This is a genomic window from Nocardioides sp. P5_E3 (assembly GCF_054049275.1).
Window position 1 is genome coordinate 71,393 of sequence record NZ_JBFUMR010000012.1, and the last position, 16,337, is coordinate 87,729.

Annotated in this window: 19 protein-coding genes; 12 read left to right on the forward strand and 7 right to left on the reverse strand. The window is 73.2% G+C overall.

Features of this window, described 5'->3' with window-relative positions:
• The first annotated feature begins 21 nt into the window (after nucleotides 1–21).
• Genes ACXJKB_RS09720 through ACXJKB_RS09730 form a run of 3 tightly spaced genes read left to right on the forward strand, consistent with a single transcriptional unit; the run spans nucleotide 22 to nucleotide 2,678 of the window.
• On the forward strand, nucleotides 22–714 hold the full coding sequence (locus ACXJKB_RS09720) for a GntR family transcriptional regulator (protein WP_457187776.1): 693 nt from the start codon (nucleotides 22–24) through the stop codon (nucleotides 712–714).
• Nucleotides 711–1,751: a 1-aminocyclopropane-1-carboxylate deaminase gene (locus tag ACXJKB_RS09725; protein WP_457187778.1), complete on the forward strand. Its 1,041-nt coding sequence runs from the start codon at nucleotides 711–713 to the stop codon at nucleotides 1,749–1,751. The genes ACXJKB_RS09720 and ACXJKB_RS09725 overlap by 4 nt, the downstream gene beginning before the upstream one ends.
• 42 nt (nucleotides 1,752–1,793) lie before the next feature.
• Entirely contained in the window at nucleotides 1,794–2,678 is an 885-nt protein-coding gene (locus ACXJKB_RS09730; RefSeq protein WP_457187780.1) for a phosphotransferase family protein, read from the forward strand.
• On the opposite strand, the gene ACXJKB_RS09735 is transcribed toward ACXJKB_RS09730, so the two are convergent.
• Nucleotides 2,671–3,381, reverse strand: a complete 711-nt coding sequence (locus tag ACXJKB_RS09735; RefSeq protein WP_457187782.1) for an aspartate/glutamate racemase family protein — start codon at nucleotides 3,379–3,381, stop codon at nucleotides 2,671–2,673. The genes ACXJKB_RS09730 and ACXJKB_RS09735 overlap by 8 nt on opposite strands.
• A gap of 35 nt (nucleotides 3,382–3,416) precedes the next feature.
• On the opposite strand from ACXJKB_RS09735, the gene ACXJKB_RS09740 reads away from it, so the two are divergent.
• From ACXJKB_RS09740 to ACXJKB_RS09750, 3 genes are all read left to right on the forward strand, one after another.
• The gene (locus tag ACXJKB_RS09740; protein ID WP_457187784.1) at nucleotides 3,417–4,019 is read left to right on the forward strand and encodes an N-acetyltransferase family protein; all 603 of its coding nucleotides are present in this window, start codon (nucleotides 3,417–3,419) and stop codon (nucleotides 4,017–4,019) included.
• A 103-nt stretch (nucleotides 4,020–4,122) separates the two neighbouring features.
• Nucleotides 4,123–6,783, forward strand: a complete 2,661-nt coding sequence (locus ACXJKB_RS09745; protein WP_457187786.1) for an FAD/NAD(P)-binding protein — start codon at nucleotides 4,123–4,125, stop codon at nucleotides 6,781–6,783.
• The gene (locus ACXJKB_RS09750) at nucleotides 6,783–6,947 is read left to right on the forward strand and encodes a hypothetical protein (RefSeq protein ID WP_457187788.1); all 165 of its coding nucleotides are present in this window, start codon (nucleotides 6,783–6,785) and stop codon (nucleotides 6,945–6,947) included. The genes ACXJKB_RS09745 and ACXJKB_RS09750 overlap by 1 nt, the downstream gene beginning before the upstream one ends.
• Before the next feature lie 30 nt (nucleotides 6,948–6,977).
• On the opposite strand, the gene ACXJKB_RS09755 is transcribed toward ACXJKB_RS09750, so the two are convergent.
• Entirely contained in the window at nucleotides 6,978–8,330 is a 1,353-nt protein-coding gene (locus ACXJKB_RS09755) for an ATP-binding protein (protein ID WP_457187790.1), read from the reverse strand.
• Nucleotides 8,327–9,001, reverse strand: coding sequence for a response regulator transcription factor (locus ACXJKB_RS09760; protein ID WP_457187792.1), 675 nt, complete (start codon nucleotides 8,999–9,001; stop codon nucleotides 8,327–8,329). The genes ACXJKB_RS09755 and ACXJKB_RS09760 overlap by 4 nt, the downstream gene beginning before the upstream one ends.
• Nucleotides 9,002–9,126: 125 nt before the next feature.
• Between ACXJKB_RS09760 and ACXJKB_RS09765 the strand changes: the two genes are divergently transcribed.
• The gene (locus ACXJKB_RS09765) at nucleotides 9,127–9,453 is read left to right on the forward strand and encodes a PepSY domain-containing protein (protein WP_457187794.1); all 327 of its coding nucleotides are present in this window, start codon (nucleotides 9,127–9,129) and stop codon (nucleotides 9,451–9,453) included.
• Nucleotides 9,454–9,485: 32 nt separating this feature from the next.
• On the opposite strand, the gene ACXJKB_RS09770 is transcribed toward ACXJKB_RS09765, so the two are convergent.
• Both ACXJKB_RS09770 and ACXJKB_RS09775 read right to left on the reverse strand, forming a co-directional pair.
• Nucleotides 9,486–10,598 carry a carboxylate-amine ligase gene (locus tag ACXJKB_RS09770; RefSeq protein ID WP_457187795.1) on the reverse strand — a complete coding sequence of 371 codons (1,113 nt, stop codon included), beginning with the start codon at nucleotides 10,596–10,598 and terminating at the stop codon, nucleotides 9,486–9,488.
• 50 nt (nucleotides 10,599–10,648) lie between these two features.
• A complete protein-coding gene (locus ACXJKB_RS09775; RefSeq protein ID WP_457187797.1) occupies nucleotides 10,649–11,788 on the reverse strand; it encodes a fatty acid desaturase family protein in 1,140 nt (379 codons plus the stop codon).
• A gap of 136 nt (nucleotides 11,789–11,924) precedes the next feature.
• Here ACXJKB_RS09775 and ACXJKB_RS09780 point away from each other — a divergent pair, with 136 nt between their 5' ends.
• From ACXJKB_RS09780 to ACXJKB_RS09790, 3 genes are read left to right on the forward strand one after another with little or no spacing between them, the layout of a single operon-like run.
• Entirely contained in the window at nucleotides 11,925–12,689 is a 765-nt protein-coding gene (locus ACXJKB_RS09780) for a hypothetical protein (RefSeq protein ID WP_457187799.1), read from the forward strand.
• Nucleotides 12,690–12,703: 14 nt separating this feature from the next.
• Entirely contained in the window at nucleotides 12,704–13,153 is a 450-nt protein-coding gene (locus ACXJKB_RS09785) for a phage holin family protein (RefSeq protein ID WP_457187801.1), read from the forward strand.
• A 29-nt stretch (nucleotides 13,154–13,182) separates the two neighbouring features.
• Complete coding sequence (locus ACXJKB_RS09790) at nucleotides 13,183–13,725, forward strand: DUF3618 domain-containing protein (protein WP_457187803.1); 543 nt, start codon at nucleotides 13,183–13,185, stop codon at nucleotides 13,723–13,725.
• A gap of 102 nt (nucleotides 13,726–13,827) precedes the next feature.
• Here ACXJKB_RS09790 and ACXJKB_RS09795 read toward each other — a convergent pair whose 3' ends face one another.
• Complete coding sequence (locus ACXJKB_RS09795; protein ID WP_457187805.1) at nucleotides 13,828–14,283, reverse strand: DUF4383 domain-containing protein; 456 nt, start codon at nucleotides 14,281–14,283, stop codon at nucleotides 13,828–13,830.
• Nucleotides 14,284–14,430: 147 nt separating this feature from the next.
• Here ACXJKB_RS09795 and ACXJKB_RS09800 point away from each other — a divergent pair, with 147 nt between their 5' ends.
• Together ACXJKB_RS09800 and ACXJKB_RS09805 are read left to right on the forward strand one after the other, a co-directional pair.
• The gene (locus tag ACXJKB_RS09800; protein ID WP_457187807.1) at nucleotides 14,431–15,048 is read left to right on the forward strand and encodes a hypothetical protein; all 618 of its coding nucleotides are present in this window, start codon (nucleotides 14,431–14,433) and stop codon (nucleotides 15,046–15,048) included.
• Between the two features lie 49 nt (nucleotides 15,049–15,097).
• A complete protein-coding gene (locus ACXJKB_RS09805; RefSeq protein WP_457187809.1) occupies nucleotides 15,098–15,439 on the forward strand; it encodes a DUF2200 domain-containing protein in 342 nt (113 codons plus the stop codon).
• A 6-nt stretch (nucleotides 15,440–15,445) separates the two neighbouring features.
• Here the strand turns inward: ACXJKB_RS09805 and ACXJKB_RS09810 are convergent, their stop codons facing one another.
• Nucleotides 15,446–16,309 carry a LysR family transcriptional regulator gene (locus ACXJKB_RS09810; protein WP_457187811.1) on the reverse strand — a complete coding sequence of 288 codons (864 nt, stop codon included), beginning with the start codon at nucleotides 16,307–16,309 and terminating at the stop codon, nucleotides 15,446–15,448.
• Nucleotides 16,310–16,337: the final 28 nt, after the last annotated feature.

Here is a 16,337-nt window from a genome sequence, read left to right on the forward strand (position 1 = left end):
CCGCGATGTGCAATATATTGCATGCCGGTTCCGGACTCCCCCGCCCCACTCCGCACGGTGCTGCTGCGCGACTCGGTGCACGACCGGCTGCGCGACGCGATCGTCGACGGCACCCTCGCGCCGGGCGAGGTGGTGCGCGACACCGAGCTCGCCACCTGGCTCGGCGTGAGCCGTACGCCGGTGCGCGAGGCGCTGCTGCGGCTCGGCGAGACCGGGCTCGTGCGGTCGGCGCCCGGCCGCTCGACCGTGGTCGCGGAGATCGACCTGGCCGAGGTGCGCGAGGCCCATGCCGTCGTCGTCGCCATGCACCGCCTCGCGGTCGCGGAGGCGGTCGCGCGGCTCACCGACGACGACGTCGAGCGGATGCGTGCCGCCAACCACCGCTTCGCCGCCGCGATCGAGGCCCACGACACCGACGCGGCGCTGACCGCCGACGACGACTTCCACCGGGTCGCGGTCGAGGTCTCGGGCAACCGGGCCCTCGCCACCGTCCTCGACCAGCTCGGCCCCGTCGTACGCCGCCTCGAGCGCCGCCGCTTCGCCTCCCACGCCGGGGAGCAGTCGGTGGCGCTGCACGAGCGCCTCGTCGAGGCGTGCGCCGGCCGCGACGCTCAGGCCGCCGCCGACGTCGCCTTCCGCACCTGGCAGAACCTCGCCGACCTCATCCCCGACCCCGACCAACCGGCCCAGACCGACCAGCAGGAGATCTCATGAACCTCGAGCAGTTCGAGCGCCACCCGCTCACCTTCGGCCCCTCGCCCGTCCACCACCTGAAGCGGCTCTCCGACCACCTCGCGGCGAAGGGCGGCGGCGCCCAGGTGTGGGCCAAGCGCGAGGACGTCAACAGCGGTCTCGCCTTCGGTGGCAACAAGGTCCGCAAGCTCGAGTACATCGTCCCCGACGTGCTGGCCAGCGGCGCCGACACGCTCGTCTCCATCGGCGGCTTCCAGTCCAACCACACCCGCCAGGTGGCCGCCGTCGCCGCCCACCTCGGCCTGAAGTGCCGGCTCGTGCAGGAGAAGTGGGTGCCGTGGGACGACCCGACCAACACCCAGGTGGGCAACATCCTGCTCAGCCGGATGATGGGCGCCGACTCCCGCCTCGACCCGCACGGCTTCGACATCGGCATCCGCGACTCATGGAAGGACGCGATCCGCGAGGTCGAGGAGGCCGGCGGCACGCCGTACGCCATCCCGGCGGGTGCCAGCGAGCACCGGCTCGGCGGCCTCGGCTTCGCCAACTGGGCCTTCGAGGTGGCCGAGCAGGAGAAGGTCCTCGGCATCACCTTCGACACGATCGTGGTCTGCACGGTCACCGGCTCGACCCACGCGGGGATGATCGCCGGCTTCGCGGCGCTCGAGGACCTCACCGGCGTACGCCGCCGCGTGCTCGGCATCGACGCCAGCGCGACGCTCGAGAAGACCCGCGACCAGGTGGCGCGCATCGCCCGGCACACCGCGGAGCTGATCGAGCTGGGCCGCGACCTGCGCGACGACGAGATCACCGTGCTCGACGGCTGGGCCGGCGAGCTCTACGGCCTGCCGGTCGACTCGACCATGGAGGCGATGGCGCTCGGCGCGCAGCTCGAGGCGATGATCACCGACCCGGTCTACGAGGGGAAGTCGCTCGCCGGCCTCATCGACCTCGTCACCGAGGGCGACATCCCCCGCGACTCGCACGTGCTCTACGCCCACCTCGGCGGGCAGCCGGCGATCAACGCCTACCACTCGCTCTGGCCCGCGCAGGGCTGACGACACCCGGACACGTGCGGCTGAGCCCGCTACCGTCGCCGCGTGCCGGATCCAGACGTCGACATCGCCGCCGCCCTCGCCTGGGCGRGCTCCGCCCTCGGGTCGCCGGTCACGTCGTACGACGCCCTCGACGGCGGCCTGACGTCGACGATGCTCGTCCTCCGGCACGACGGCGGCGCCGAGTCCGTGCTGCGGCTGATGACGGTCGAGCCGTGGCGCACGCACGGCGCCGAGCTGACGACCCGCGAGCGGGAGGCGCAGCTGGCGATGGCGGGGACGCCCGTCCCGGCCCCGACCAGCGTTGCGCTCGACGCCGAGGGGGCGGTCGCGGGTGCCGCCGCGCACCTCATGTCCCGGCTCCCCGGTGCACCGCTCGAGGAGGACGAGGCGCTGGGCGAGCACCGGCTGCAGGCGATGGCCGACCTGCTGGTGACGATCCACGCGCAGCGTCCAGCCGAGCCGTTCCGCACCTTCCAGTCCTGGGCGTGGGAGGAGAAGTGGGTGGTCCCGACGTGGTCCCGGCACCCGGACTCGTGGCGGCGTGCCTTCGAGGTGCTGGCCGGCCCCGCACCGGCGTACGAGCCGACGCTCCTGCACCGCGACTTCGGCCACCGCAACCTGCTGTGGTCGGGCGACGCGGTCACCGGGGTGGTCGACTGGGTGGAGACCTCGACCGGACCGGCGTGGCTCGACGCGGCCCACGCGGCGTCCAACCTCGCGCTGGCACACGGCACCGGCCCGGCGCAGTACTTCCTGCGCCGCTACGCCGCAGCCAGCAGCACCGACGCCGATGCACACTGGCTCGTCATGGATGCCGTGGGCTACCTGCCGCCACCCGGGAAGCGGCCGCTGTTCGGCCGCACCGACCAGCTCGGCCGGCTCGACGACTGGCTCGACCTGGTCGTGCGCGAGACGCTCCTCAGCTGAGGGCGAAGTCCACCGCCGCCAGCGCGTGCAGGCGGGTGGTGGCGAAGACGGGCACCTCGACGTCGTCGGGGCCGAGCAGCAGCTCGATCTCGGTGCACCCGAGGACGACCCCCTCGGCGCCGTCGGCGACCAGCCGCTCCACCACGTCGACATAGGCCGCCCGCGAGTCGTCGCGCACGACGCCGTGGACGAGCTCGCCGTAGATCACCTCGTGCACGAGCTCGCGGTCCTCGCCGGGCGGGACGAGCACCTCGACGCCGTGGGTGGCGAGCCGGTCGCGCAGGAAGGCCTGCTCCATGGTGAACCTCGTGCCGAGCAGCGCGACCCGCGAGAGCCCAGCGCCGCGGACGGCCGCAGCTGTCACGTCGGCGATGTGGATCAGCGGCACACCCGTCGCGGCCTCGATCGCGTCGGCGACCTTGTGCATCGTGTTGGTGCAGAGCACCACGCACTCCGCGCCGGCCGCCTCGAGCGCAACGGCCTCGGCGGCGAGGAGCCGGCCGGCGGCCTCCCACTCCCCCGCGGCCTGCATGGCCTCGACCTCGGCGAAGTCGACGGAGGACATCAGCACCCGCGCCGAGTGGTAGCCACCGAGACGCTTGCGCACCGCCTCGTTGAGGATCTCGTAGTAGAGCGCGGAGCTCTCCCAGCTCATCCCGCCGAGCAGGCCGATCTTGCGCATCGTCGGTGCAGCAGCGTCCATGCCCCCATTCAACCCGCTGGGTCTACCGTGACGGCATGGCCAGCACGCCCCTGGTGAGCTCCGGCGGGTTCGTCGTCCACCCGGCGACGCACGCGCGGTTCGACGACGTGCGCACGATGGTCGGCCCGAAGAACCCGACGTCCAACGTGTGCTGGTGCCTGAGCCACCGCATCCCGGCGAAGGACAACCGCGAGCTGGCCGGGCCAGACCGCGGGGCACACGTCGAGGCGTTGACGCGCAAGCGCACCAAGCCGGGCGTGCTCGCCTACGACGGCACGGAGGTCGTCGGGTGGGCGGCCGTCGCGCCGCGAGCGGACCTGCCCTTCGCCCGGTCCACGAAGATCCCGCACGTCGACGACCAGCCCGCGTGGTCGGTGTGGTGCGTCCGGGTCCGCCCCGGGCACCGGGGCCGCGGCATCTCCCACGTGCTCCTCGACGGCGCGGTGGCCTACGCCGCGCAGCGCGGCGCACCGGTCGTCGAGGGCTACCCGGTGCACAACGAGGGCCGGAAGGTCGACCTGACGATGGCCTACGTCGGCACCCGCAAGCTGTTCGAGGACGCCGGCTTCGAGATGGCCGCGACCACCGAGGCCACCTCGGCGGGGTTCCCGCGCGTCGTCATGCGTCGGGAGGTGTGACCGCCGTGCGCCGCGACTCGCCCGCCGCTCCCCCGACTCGGTCCGGGAGCGCTTCGCTGATACCGTTTGTGCAGTAACTCAGTGGACTAAAGGAGGAGCTGGCGTGGAGACGAACGAGGGTGACTGTCGGGTCGTCGTGGTGGGAGCCGGTGCCGGCGGCACCCTGGTGGCCACCCACCTGGTGACGGCGCTCTCCTCGCGCTTCCGCGTCGAGCTGGTCGACCCGGCGCCGAGCACCGGCCGCGGCCAGGCCTACTCCACGACGGACGAGCGCCACCTCCTCAACGTCCCGGCCTCGGGCATGAGCGCGTTCCCGCGCGACCCCGAGCACTTCCTCCGCTGGCTGCGCAACCACCACGACCCGAAGTTCCAGCCCCACGACTTCGCACCGCGCGCGGCGTTCGGCCGCTACATCGAGGGCCTGCTGACCACCGCGACCGAGTTCCCCGGCAACGCCCGGCTCGTACGCCGCCACGCGGAGGTCGCCGACGTCAGCCGGTCCGGCGACGGGTTCGTCGTCGAGCTCTCCGACGGCGAGCAGCTCGAGGCGCGGGCGGTCGTGCTGGCCACCAGCAGCAGCCCAGGCACCGGGTGGGCACCGCCCGAGCTCGCGGCCGACGCCCGCCTGGTCGCCGACCCATGGACGCAGGCGATCCCCGAGGTCGGCGACGTGCTGATGCTGGGCTCGGGCCTGACCATGGTCGACCTCGCGATCAGCGCCGACCGGCCCGACCGCACCATCCACGTGGTCTCGCGCACCGACGCGGTGCCGCAGCCCCACGTGCTGCCCACGACTCCCCCGGTGCCACCGCCGCCCGGCATCACCCGGACCCAGGACCTCGACACGCTCCGGTCCACCCTCACCGCACACGTGGCGGAGACCGTCGCGAGCACCGGCGACTGGCGGGCCGCGATCGACGGGCTGCGTCCCGTCACCTCCCAGCTGTGGCGAGGGCTGTCGGAGGCCGACAAGCGACGCTTCATCGCCGAGGACGCCCGCTCGTGGGACGTGCACCGGCACCGGATGGCGCCGGCCACCTCGCGACGCCTCGACGCGGTCGCGGCGGAGGGCAGGCTCGTGCGCCACCGCGGCACCCTCGCCGCCGTGCGCGCCGACCGGTCCGCCCTCCACGTCACCCTCGACGACGGGACGACCCTGCGCGTCGCGGCGGTGGTCAACTGCACCGGTCCGGTCGGCTCCATCGCCGCCGACCCGCTGCTCACCCGCCTGGCCCAGTCGGGCCTGGTCCGTCCCGGCCCGGCCGGCCTGGGCATCGACACGGCCGACGACGGTCGCATCCTCGGCACCCTGCCCGACACGCTCCCCTTCCTCGCCGTCGGCTCGCTGCGCCGCGGCAACCTGTGGGAGTCGACGGCGATGCCGGAGATCCGCGAGCAGGCCTACGACGTGGCGCGCATCGTGAGCCGGTCGCTGCACGGCGAGGCCCGACGCCGCCCGGTCGACCCATACGGCCTCACGCTCTCCACCAGCCAGGACGCCGCCGAGCGCTACAACGCAGCGCTCGGCCGGCTGCTGCGCCTCCAGGACGGCGTCGAGGAGGGCCTCGCCGACGCGGTCGCCGCCGACGAGGGCTTCGTGCAGGCCCACGCCGCCCTCGCGCTGCTCGGGCACGAGTGGGGAGCCAACACCCACTGGCGCGCATCGCTGCGCGCCGCCCACCGGGCCGCTGCCGACCGCCACCTCGACGACCGCGAGTCCTCCTTCCTCGACGCCGTCACCACCCGGCTGCGCACCGACGAGGCCACGGGCGCCGCGGCCCTGCTCCGGCACGTACGCCTCTTCCCGCGCGACGCCCTCGCCGTCAGCGTCGCCGTGCCGACCGTCGCCTTCGGCGGCCTGACCAGCGGCACCCAGACCGCCGAGCTCGTCGAGTCGCTCGGCCGCTCCTACGGCGACGACTGGTGGTACGCCGGCCAGCTGGCGTTCGTCCGCCAGGACCAGGAGCGCTGGGCCGAGGCCGAGGACCTCTCCTCCTACGCCCTCTCGGTCGAGCCCGCCTCGGGCCACGCCGTCCACGCGCGGGCCCACGTCTACTACGAGACCGGCGACCACACGACCGGGCTGGCGTGGCTCGACGAGTGGCTCCGCTCCCGGGGGCCCGAGGCCAACCACCGCTCCCACTTCTCCTGGCACGCCGCTCTCCACGAGCTGATGCAGGACGACGTCGAGGCCGTACGCCGCCGCTTCGCCCGCGAGCTCGATCCGTCGGTCGTCAGCGGCAGCAGGGTCGTGGTCGACAGCGGGTCGCTGCTCTGGCGCGGCCGGGTGACCGGCGCGTGGACCGACGACCTGCCCGTCGCCGAGGTGCGGGCGCAGGCGCCGGCCGAGTGGCTGACCGCACCCCCGACGCCGTTCGCCGCGATGCACAGCGCCGTCCTGCTCGCCGCCGACGGCGACGCCTCCGCGCTGACCGAGCTGACGGCCCACGCAGAGCGGAGCGACGACCGCGTCTTCCGCGACGTCGTGGCTCCCCTGTGCACCGGCCTCGTCCAGGTCGTCGAGGAGCGCTGGAACGCCGCCGCCGCGACGTTGACAGCCGTCGTCGGCACGATGGCCCCGCTGGGCGGGAGCCGGGCGCAGCGCGAGGTCGTCGAGGACACCCTCGTGCACGCCCTGGCGATGGCCGGGCGCACCACCGAGGCCGCCCACCTGCTCGACCAGCGCCTCTCCCGTCGCTCCTCCGCGCTCGACGCACGGCGTCGCGCCGCGGTGGCCACGTCGAGCGAGTCGGTCAGCAGCTGATGGCGCTCGACGGGTTCAGCTCGGTCGCGGTGACCACGATGATCACCCTGGCGATCGTCGACCTCCACGTGGAGCTCGTCGCCGGGGCCGCCGCGTGGACCGCCGGCTGGTGGCTGCTGCGCGAGCCGGGTCCGCGATGCGGGGACGCTCCGGGACACCGCTGACGTCGCCGGCATCGCGCTCACGATGCTGTCTCACTCGAGGGGCAGGACCGGGAGCACCATCTGGAAGTGCGCTCCCTCCGAGCCCTCGACGAGGTCGAGCCGCCCGCCGGCACGCTCGGCCGCGGTCCGGGCGATGGACAGGCCCAGGCCGCTGCCGGACACCCCGGCGCTCCGTGACCTGTCTCCTCGGTGGAACCGGTCGAAGATGCGCTCGCGCTCGCCGGCGGGGATGCCGGGGCCGTCGTCGAGCACGTCGAGCACGACCTCGTGCCCGGTGGTCACCACGGCCAGCTCGACGCCGGACGACGCATAGGCGACGGCGTTGTCGATGAGGTTGCGGACCGCGCGCCTGATCTCCGAGGGGTTGGCGCGGATCGGGCCCGCCGAGACGCGCGCAGTGTCGATGCTCACGCGGCTGTGGCCGCGGGCACGCTCCGCCTCCTCGAGCACGAGGCTGTCGAGGTCCACGCTGCTCATGGCCGCAGGTGCGTGCTCGTCGGCCGCCGCGAGGACGAGCAGGTCGTCGACGAGCCGCTCCATCGCCTGCGCCGGACCGAGCACACCCGACCGGAGCTCGTCGGCATCGACCGCCCCCGGCTCGCGCAGGGCCACCTCGAGGGACAGGCGCTGCGTCGCCAACGGACTCTGGAGGTCGTGGGAGACGTCGGCGACGAGCCGGCGCTGCCTGGTCACGGCCGACTCGACCCTGTCCAGCATCCGGTTCATCGTCGCGGCGAGCCGCCTGACCTCGTCGCGCGGTCCGGTCACGACCAGCCTCCGGTCGAGCTGATGGGGGCCGATGGCGTCGACCTCGGCACGGATGCGGTCGAGTCGGCCGAGGGCGCGCCCGACCAGCACCCACACCACGGCGCCGAGCAGGAGCACGGCCAGCGGCACGCCGAGGAGCAGCAGCGTGCGCAGGCGCCGGGAGGCCTCGTGCGCCGCCTCGAGGCTGCTGCCGACCACGACGGTCACGTCGCCACCAGGGGAGGCGCCCGGCACGACCCACGCCCGGTAGGTCTCCGTCTCCTGGTCGTCCGGGCCGTCGAACGTGCGCTGCCGCGCCGCGGGGCCGGCCGGTTGCGTGATGGGTCCGCGGCCGGTGATGTTGGCGGAGGCGGCGAGCACCGTGCCGTCCGCCGCGAAGACCTGGGCGACCCCGTCGTCGCCCACCTGGGTCAGCACGTCTGGCAACCGGTCCGTCTGCACCATCGCGACCAGGTCGTGCGCGGTGGTCTGGGAGGCACGGTCGGTGGCAGCGACCAGCTGCCGGTCCAGCGTCGTCAGGAGCACCCAGGCACCCGCGCCCAGGAGCACGGCGACGATCACGACCGCTGTGGACGTCGTACGGCTCCGCAGGGAGAGGGTGTCCAGGCGACTCACCTGTCGTCGACCACCCGGTAGCCCACCAGCCGCACCGTCTCGAGGCTCGCCCTGCCGAACGGGTGGTCGATCCGCTGGCGCAGGTGGCGCGCGTACACCTCGACGATGTTGGGGTCACCCTCGAAGGCGAAGTCCCACACGTGGTCGAGGATCGTGGCCTTGGACACGACCTCGTCGGAGCGCCGCATGAGGAACTCCAGCATGGAGAACTGGCGCGGCGTGAGGTCGATGCTGGTCCCCGCTCGCGAGACGCGGTGTGCGGCCGGGTCGAGCTCGAGGTCGCCGACCACCAGCACGGTCGGTCGCTCGCCACTCCCCCGTCGCACGAGCGCCCGCAGCCGCGCGAGGAGCACCGCCAGGGAGAACGGCTTGGCGAGGAAGTCGTCCGCCCCCGCGTCCAGGGCCCGCACCTCCTGGTCCGGACCGGCACGCGCGGTCAGCATGAGGATCGGCGTCCAGTCGCCCTGCTCGCGACGACGCGCACAGATCTCGTCACCCGACACGTGCGGCAGCATCACGTCGAGCACGATCGTGTCGTAGGAGTTCTCGCCGGCGAGCCAGGCACCCTCTCGCCCGTCGAGGGCGGTGTCGACGGCGTACCCCTCCGCCTCCAGTCCGCGACGCAGGGCTGCGGCCAGCTGCTTGTCGTCTTCGACCACCAGGACCCGCACCGTGCGAGAGTCCCACACCCCACCTGTACGCCGGCTGAAGGCGGGCTGAAGGGCCCGTTCAGCGCCGCTTCAGCACCTCTGGCGCACAGTGGAGGCACGAGCACACGAGTGATGGAGGAGTCGAGATGCGCAAGCGGATCTGGGCAGCGGGCCTGGCGCTGGGGACAGCAGGAGCCGCCGTCGTCGCCGGCGTGGCAGTGGCCGGAGACGGCGGTGACGACGGCCCCGCCAGCCACCACTACACGCAGGAGCAGGCCGACGCCGCCACCAAGGCGGCCCTCGAGGCCACGGGCGGAGGCACCGCCAACAGCGTCGAGACCGACAACGAGAACGGCGCGACCTACGAGGTCGAGGTGACCAAGCCCGACGGAACCACGGTCGACGTACGCCTCGACGAGAACTACGGCGTCGTCGTCGTCGAGGACGACTCCGAGGACTCCGGCTCCGAGTGAGCCAGTTCGGCGCTGATCGTCCGCACGTCCGCTCAGCCGTCCAGGTCCGCGGTGCGGGCGACGAGGTCGGCCAGGAGGGCCGGCATCCCACCGGCTGCGACGACGCGTCGCTGACGGTTCGGCTCGGTCTCCCGGGCGAGCGCGGCGTCGAGCGGGTCGAGCGGCGCCTCCATCCGGTCGGCGGCCAGCACGGTCCGCGCCTCCGCGACCACCCGGGCGGCGATCTCGCGCAGGGGCCGCAGCGACCGGTCGACGTCCACGACCCGCGTGTCGAGGCCGTAGCGAGCCGCGCGGTGGTCGTTGACGGCCAGCACGTCGTCCTCGAGGTCGACCTCGTCGGGCGACTCGACGGCGCGGCGGGCGATGCCCTGCACCAGGGCGGTCAGCGCGGCGACCGTCGACAGCGACGGGACGGCGTCCATCACCCGCACCTCGAGGGTGCCGAGCAGTGGTCGCGGACGCATCTCCCACCACACGTAGGTGTGGTCGGACGCCTCGGCCGCCTCCATCAGTGCCTCCGTGCGCTCGACGTAGTCGTCCCACGACCGCAGCAGCGGCGGCATCGTGGTGCGGGGGTAGGAGCGGATGATGGCTGCCCGGGACGTGGCCTGGCCCGAGTCCAGCCCGTGCCAGTACGGCGATCCCGCGGCAAGGGCACGCAGGAGCGGCAGCCGGTTGCGCAGCCCGCGGTAGGCCAGCATCGTCGTGCGCGCGTCGGGCAGCCCGACGTGGACCTGCAGGGCCGCGGTCGGCGTGCGCAGCAGGCCGGCGTACTCGTCGATGATGCGGTCGTAGCGCGGCGACGTGGCGATGTGCGGGACCCCCATGGACGCGGTCGGGTGCACCCCCGCGGCGAGGATCCGTCCGCCCTCCTTGTCGACGAGGGCCCGGAGGTCGCGCAGTGATCGCCAGGCGTCCTCGGCACTCCTGCACACCGGGGTGTTGAGCTCGACCTGGTCGACGTAGATCTCCCCGGTCACGACGCCGGCGCCGGGCACGGTCTGCGACATCGCCTCCACGAGCGGAGCGGCCGCGGCGCCCAGCAGCTCGTTGCGGTCGTCGACGAGCAGGAGCTCATCCTCCACGCCGACGGAGAACTCACCGCCCGGCACGTGCGACGGCACCGCCGGCATCCCGCTCGTCATGCGCACAGGTGCCCCTCCGGACACCGCCTCATGCGCAGGCCGGTGTCGGGTCAGCGCCGGGGCGGCACCGACAGCCGGACGACCTTCTTCCAGGCGCTGGCGACCTGCCGCCACAGCGGCGCGGTGTTGTAGGACAGCCCGTGGCGCTCGAAGAGCTCACGGACGGGTCCCGCGATCTCGCGGTAGCGGTTGCTGGGCAGGTCCGGGAAGAGGTGGTGCTCGATCTGGTGCGAGAGGTTGCCGCACAGCACGTGGAGCAGCGGCGGGCCCGAGACATCGGCGGAGCCGAGCATCTGGCGGACGTACCACCGCCCGCGCGTCTCGTTCTCGTCGAGCTCGGCCACCTCGAACGTCTCGACGCCCTCGGGGAAGTGCCCGCACATGATCACCGAGTGGCTCCACACGTTGCGGGCCAGGTTGGCGGCGAGGTTGGCGGTCAGGGTGGTGCGGGCCGACCCGGTGGGCGCCGAGAGCAGCGGGTGCAGGACGTAGTCGCGCAGCGCGCTGCGTGCGGCCCGTCGCGCCGTCGTACGCATCTCCGCCTTCTGTTCTGACGAGAAGCCGTCGCCGGAGCGGAGCGACTCCCCGAGGTCGAGGTCGTACATCGCGATGCCGTACTCGAAGATGCACGCGTTGACGAGGTTCCACAGCGGCTGGGCCAGGAAACGCGGCTGCCACTCCTGCGCCTCGTCGACGCGCAGGATGCCGTAGCCGAGGTCGTTGTCCTTGCCCAGCACGTTGGTGTTGACGTGGTGCCGGTCGTTGTGGGCGCGTCGCCACTGCTCGGGCGCCGAGGCGTGGTCCCACTCCCACGTCGAGGAGTGGATGCGCGGGTCGCGCATCCAGTCCCACTGCCCGTGGAGCACGTTGTGCCCGATCTCCATGTTGTCGAGCACCTTCGACAGGGTCAGCGACGCCGTTCCCAGCCACCACGCGGTGCGGCTGCGGCTGCCGAGGAGGACCACCCGACCCGCCACCTCCAGGCAGCGCTGGACGGCGATCACGCGTCGGATGTACGCGGCGTCGCGGGCGCCGCGGTCGGCGAGGACCTCCTCGCGCAGGGCGTCCAGGGTGCGACCGATGGCCTCGACCTCGGCGTCGGTCAGGTCGTCGTAGGTCCGCTCGCGCGGGGAGTGCTGGAGGAAGGCGGCCATCGCTCCCAGTGCCCCGACGCCGGTGCTCACATGCATCTGTGAATTGCCTCCCCACGGGTGGAGTTGGGGCGCGAACCGGGGGGTACCGAGCGCCCATGACCGAGCAATCCCACCACGACCAGGACGCGGATCCGGACACAGGCACCACCCACCCCCACTCCGAGGAGGACGCATGACGACCTACGGAAATGACCCCCTGAGCACCAGCGGCACGAGTGGCACCGCCACCAGTGGCACCGCCACCGGTGGCTACGACTCGAGCGGCTACGACTCGGGCAGCAACGGCACCAGCACGACCGACAAGGCCAAGGACACCGCGTCCACCGCCGCCGACCAGGGCAAGCAGGTGGCCGGCACAGCGAAGGACGAGGCACTCAACGTCGCCGGCACCGCGGCCGAGCAGGCCCGCAACGTCGTCGGCGAGGCGAAGCAGCAGGTCAGCAGCCAGCTGAGCGACCAGGCCACCACCGGCCGCGACAAGCTGTCGCAGACCTTGCGGGCCCTGGGCGACGACCTGCAGCAGATGGCCCAGGGACAGGGCCCGTCGCAGGGCCTGGCGACCGACCTGGCCCAGGAGGTCTCGGACCGGGTCCGGGCCTTCGGGAGCCACCTCGAGAACCGCGACCCCGGACAGCTCCTCGACGACGCCCGCGACTTCGCGCGACGACGCCCCGGGACGTTCCTCGTGGGTGCGCTCGCCGCAGGCGTCGTGGCCGGGCGGATGTTCCGCGCGACCGCCGACGGTGCGGCCGCCGCGTCGCTCGCCGAGTCCGGTCCGATGGGCACGGCCGGCGGCGCAGTGCCCCTCGCGGGCCAGTCGAGCACCGACAGCCCGGGCACGACGGGGTACGACACCCCGGCGACGCAGACGATGCCGTCCGGCTTCGACTCCACCTCGTCCGGGCTCCCGGGCGCGCGCACCCAGGACACCCCGTGACAGGGGCTCCGGGCGTGGATCCCCTTCCCACGACGACCGCGACGACCGCGACGAGCCCGATGGGCTCGCACGTGGCCGGCGTGGAGGACGAGCGCAGCCTCGGGCAGATCGTGGGCGACCTGAGCACCGACCTGACGACGCTGGTCAAGCAGGAGCTCGAGCTGGCACGTACCGAGCTCAAGGAGGAGGCGACCAAGGCCGGGAAGGGCGCCGGGATGCTCGGCGGTGCCGGCGTGTCCGGCCTGCTCGCCCTCATCCTGGCCTCGTTCGCCCTGGCCTACCTGCTCGACAACTGGATGCCCGTCGAGCTGGCGTTCCTGATCGTCACCGTCCTGTGGGCGATCGTCGGCGCCGTCCTCGCGGCGAGGGGCCGCAAGGAGCTCAAGAACGCAAACCCGCAGCTGCCGGAGACGCAGCAGACACTCAAGGAGGACGCAGCATGGGTCAAAGCACAGAAGAACTGAGGTCAGAGATCGAGCAGACGCGGCAGTCGATGACCGCCGACGTCGACGCCCTGCAGGACCGGGTGAGCCCGACCGCCATCGTCGAGCGGCGCAAGCAGGCGGCCCGCAGCCGCGTGCTCGGCGTCCGTGACAAGGTGATGGGCACCGCCCACGGCGTGAAGTCGTCGGCATCCGGCACCGCAGGATCTGCCAAGGGTTCCGCCGGCGGGGCCGTCGACTCCGTCAAGGACACGGCCTCTGGCGCCGTCAGCGGCGCCCAGGACAAGGTGCAGGGCGCTCCGCTCGCGGCCGGCCTGGTCGCCTTCGGTGCCGGCGTCATCGTCGCGGCGCTGATCCCCGCCTCCGAGAAGGAGGCCGTGGCTGCCGGTCACGTGGTCGACGCCGCCAAGGAGCACGGCCAGCCGGTCGTGGACCAGGCGAAGTCGGTGGCGCAGGACGTCGCCGACAGCGTCAAGGCGACGGCTGCCGAGGCCGCGCAGGAGGTCAAGGACACCGCCTCCGACAGCGCCGGCAAGGTGAAGTCCGAGGGTCAGTCGGGAGTGGACGAGGTCCGCTCGCAGACCCAGTCCTGACCCCGTTCCACCCCGCAGCACAGCCGGCCCGCCCCCATCGGGGGCGGGCCGGTTTCGCTGCGCGGGGGCCCGACGCCAGTCGGCGCGGCGGGACCGGGTCCGTCAGACGGTTCCGGGCCGCTTGGCCAGCACGACGCCGAGGGCGATCATGCCCGCACCCAGCACGAGGTGCAGCCAGTCGTCGGCCCGGTCGAGCGGCACGAAGTTGGCCTGCGAGTGCTTGTCGACGACCAGCCCGTAGAGGAACAGCACGAGGTAGATCGCCCCACCGCCGACGAGGAACGCCCGGCCGCTCGACGGCCTCCGCGCCAGCGCGACCCCGGCGGCGCCGAGGAGGAGGTGCACGACGTTGTGCAGCACCGACACCTGGAAGATGCCGAGCAGCTCGGCGTGGGACTCGTGCCCGGCCGCCTCGAGGCTGCCGCGGTCGGTGGTGATGCCGGGGATGAACCCCAGCACGCCGACGAGCAGGAACACGACACCGACGAGGGTGGCCGCTGCCTGCACGGGCGTCCCGGACGCGGTGGACCGGGACCGGAGGCGGGTGTTCTCAGTCATGGCCGCTCGGTACCCCGCGACCGTTGCCGCACACGTCGAGCCCGCCCCCGGGGTGGGGGGTGCCGCAGCTCGTGGCGCAGGTCACGGTCTGGGACGGCGCCGAACGGGGTACTGACGCGCTCTAGAACTTCGACGAGAGGATCGCTGGTGAACCCCATCCGCCTGGTCTCCGGAGCCGTCACGCTCCCCGCCCACGCCGCCGCAGCCGTCATCGGGACGTCCGTCGGCATCGCGACGACCGGGGTGCGCACGACGGCCCGCGTCGTCGCGCGGGTCATCGAGCAGGTGTCGGGCGCGGGTCCGGCACCGTCGGCGCCGTGGCCCACCGACCGTCCCGTCCCCACCGAGGTCGACCCGGTGCTGGGCGCGCAGCGGCCCACCGCCGACGCTCAGTCAGCTGCCCCGGCCCCGACCCCGGCCGTGACGAAGCCGGCCGCAAAGAAGTCGCCCGCCAAGAAGACTGCAGCCCGGAAGGCGCCCGCCAGGAAGGCCGCCGCGAAGAAGGCGCCGTCCAAGCAGGCTGCCGTCCTCGCTCCGGCCCTCGGGCTGAGCGAGGCCGAGGTGGAGCAGCTCGACGCAGCGGGCACCGACGACATCACCACGCCGTCGGGCATCCCTGCTGCCGGGGAGGGGATCAACCCCGACACCACCGAGACCGACCTGCACCAGCCGGGCACCGAGCCGCTGATGGACCCGGCCACGGTCAAGGCCGTGGCCAGCGAGTCCGCGACGCTGCGCCGGGCGGCCGACACCGACAAGGGCTGAGCCGGCGCACGCCGGGGCGGATGTCGGCGGTCCGTCCTATCCTCGGACCGTGCACCGGATCTTCACCACGAGCGTGGCCTCGGTCTATCCCCACTACGTCGCCAAGGCGGAGCGCAAGGGGCGCACCCGCGAGGAGGTCGACGAGGTCATCGAGTGGCTGACCGGCTTCGACGACGCGCAGCTCCAGGCCCACCTCGACGACGGCACCACGTTCGAGGAGTTCTTCGCCGCGGCGCACCTCAATCCGCGTTCCGACCAGATCACCGGCTCGGTGTGCGGCGTCAAGGTGCAGGAGGTGGAGGATCCGCTCATGCGGCAGATCCGCTATCTCGACAAGCTGGTCGACGAGCTCGCCAAGGGTCGCCCCATGGCGAAGGTGCTCCGGGGCTGAGCGTGCTCAGCCGGTGACCAGCCGGTCGGTGACCGCCTGCAGCGGCGGCCAGCCTCCCCGCCCGCGCCGGGTCACCGCGTAGGCGCGCAGGCGCACCTCCGGGTCCCGCAGGCGTACGACGCTCACGCCGCGCCGCGACGACCGCCCCCGCGGCAGGAGGGCGACCCCCCGTCCGGCCACCACGAGGTCGTCGACGAGCTCGAGCGAGTCGATCCGGTGCACGACGTGCGGCACGAAGCCGGCCCGCGAGGCCAGCGTGCGCAACGCGTCCTCGTCGGCGGTGTGGCGCGAGTTCACGATCCAGTCGCGGTCGGCGAGGTCGGCGAGCTCCAGGTGCCGGTCGGCCGTCGGCACCCCGATCCCCCACTCCAGGTCCCAGAGCGGCGAGACCACGTGGTCGTCGCGCCACTCCGCCGGGGCGAGGTCGTAGTCGTAGACGAGGGCGAGGTCGACGTCGTCGCGGGCCAGCAGGTCGAGCGACTCGAGCGGCTCGTACTCGTGGATGCGCACCTCGATGCGGGGGTGGGTCGAGCGCAGGTCGTCGATCGCCGGCAGCAGCGACCGCCGGATCGCGGAGGCGAACCCGGCGACACGCACCACCCCGGCCGGCTCCGCGGTCGGGTCGAGGTCGAGGCGCGCGGCCTCCACCGCGGCGAGGATCGTGACGGCGTGGTCGGCCAGCCGCCGCCCGGCCGGCGTCAGCCGCACCCGCCGGCCGTCTGGCTCGAGCAGCGGGCTGCCCACGTCGCGGGCCAGCGCGGCGATGCCCTGCGAGACGCTCGACGTCGTCGTCCCGAGCGCGTCAGCGACCTCGTGCATCGACCCGAGGCGGGAGAGCTCGAGCAGCATGCGGAGGCGGCGGACGTCCATGTCGCCATTGTGTCGCCACGACGAACAG

Bases quoted from the DNA above. Each gene is read 5' to 3' on its own strand.
- ACXJKB_RS09720 (WP_457187776.1), top strand. From the start codon at position 22: ATGCCGGTTCCGGACTCCCCCGCCCCACTCCGCACGGTGCTGCTGCGC.
- ACXJKB_RS09725 (WP_457187778.1), top strand. From the start codon at position 711: ATGAACCTCGAGCAGTTCGAGCGCCACCCGCTCACCTTCGGCCCCTCG.
- ACXJKB_RS09735 (WP_457187782.1), bottom strand. From the start codon at position 3,381: ATGGACGCTGCTGCACCGACGATGCGCAAGATCGGCCTGCTCGGCGGG.
- ACXJKB_RS09740 (WP_457187784.1), top strand. From the start codon at position 3,417: ATGGCCAGCACGCCCCTGGTGAGCTCCGGCGGGTTCGTCGTCCACCCG.
- ACXJKB_RS09750 (WP_457187788.1), top strand. From the start codon at position 6,783: ATGGCGCTCGACGGGTTCAGCTCGGTCGCGGTGACCACGATGATCACC.
- ACXJKB_RS09765 (WP_457187794.1), top strand. From the start codon at position 9,127: ATGCGCAAGCGGATCTGGGCAGCGGGCCTGGCGCTGGGGACAGCAGGA.
- ACXJKB_RS09770 (WP_457187795.1), bottom strand. From the start codon at position 10,598: ATGACGAGCGGGATGCCGGCGGTGCCGTCGCACGTGCCGGGCGGTGAG.
- ACXJKB_RS09775 (WP_457187797.1), bottom strand. From the start codon at position 11,788: ATGCATGTGAGCACCGGCGTCGGGGCACTGGGAGCGATGGCCGCCTTC.
- ACXJKB_RS09780 (WP_457187799.1), top strand. From the start codon at position 11,925: ATGACGACCTACGGAAATGACCCCCTGAGCACCAGCGGCACGAGTGGC.
- ACXJKB_RS09790 (WP_457187803.1), top strand. From the start codon at position 13,183: ATGACCGCCGACGTCGACGCCCTGCAGGACCGGGTGAGCCCGACCGCC.
- ACXJKB_RS09795 (WP_457187805.1), bottom strand. From the start codon at position 14,283: ATGACTGAGAACACCCGCCTCCGGTCCCGGTCCACCGCGTCCGGGACG.
- ACXJKB_RS09810 (WP_457187811.1), bottom strand. From the start codon at position 16,309: ATGGACGTCCGCCGCCTCCGCATGCTGCTCGAGCTCTCCCGCCTCGGG.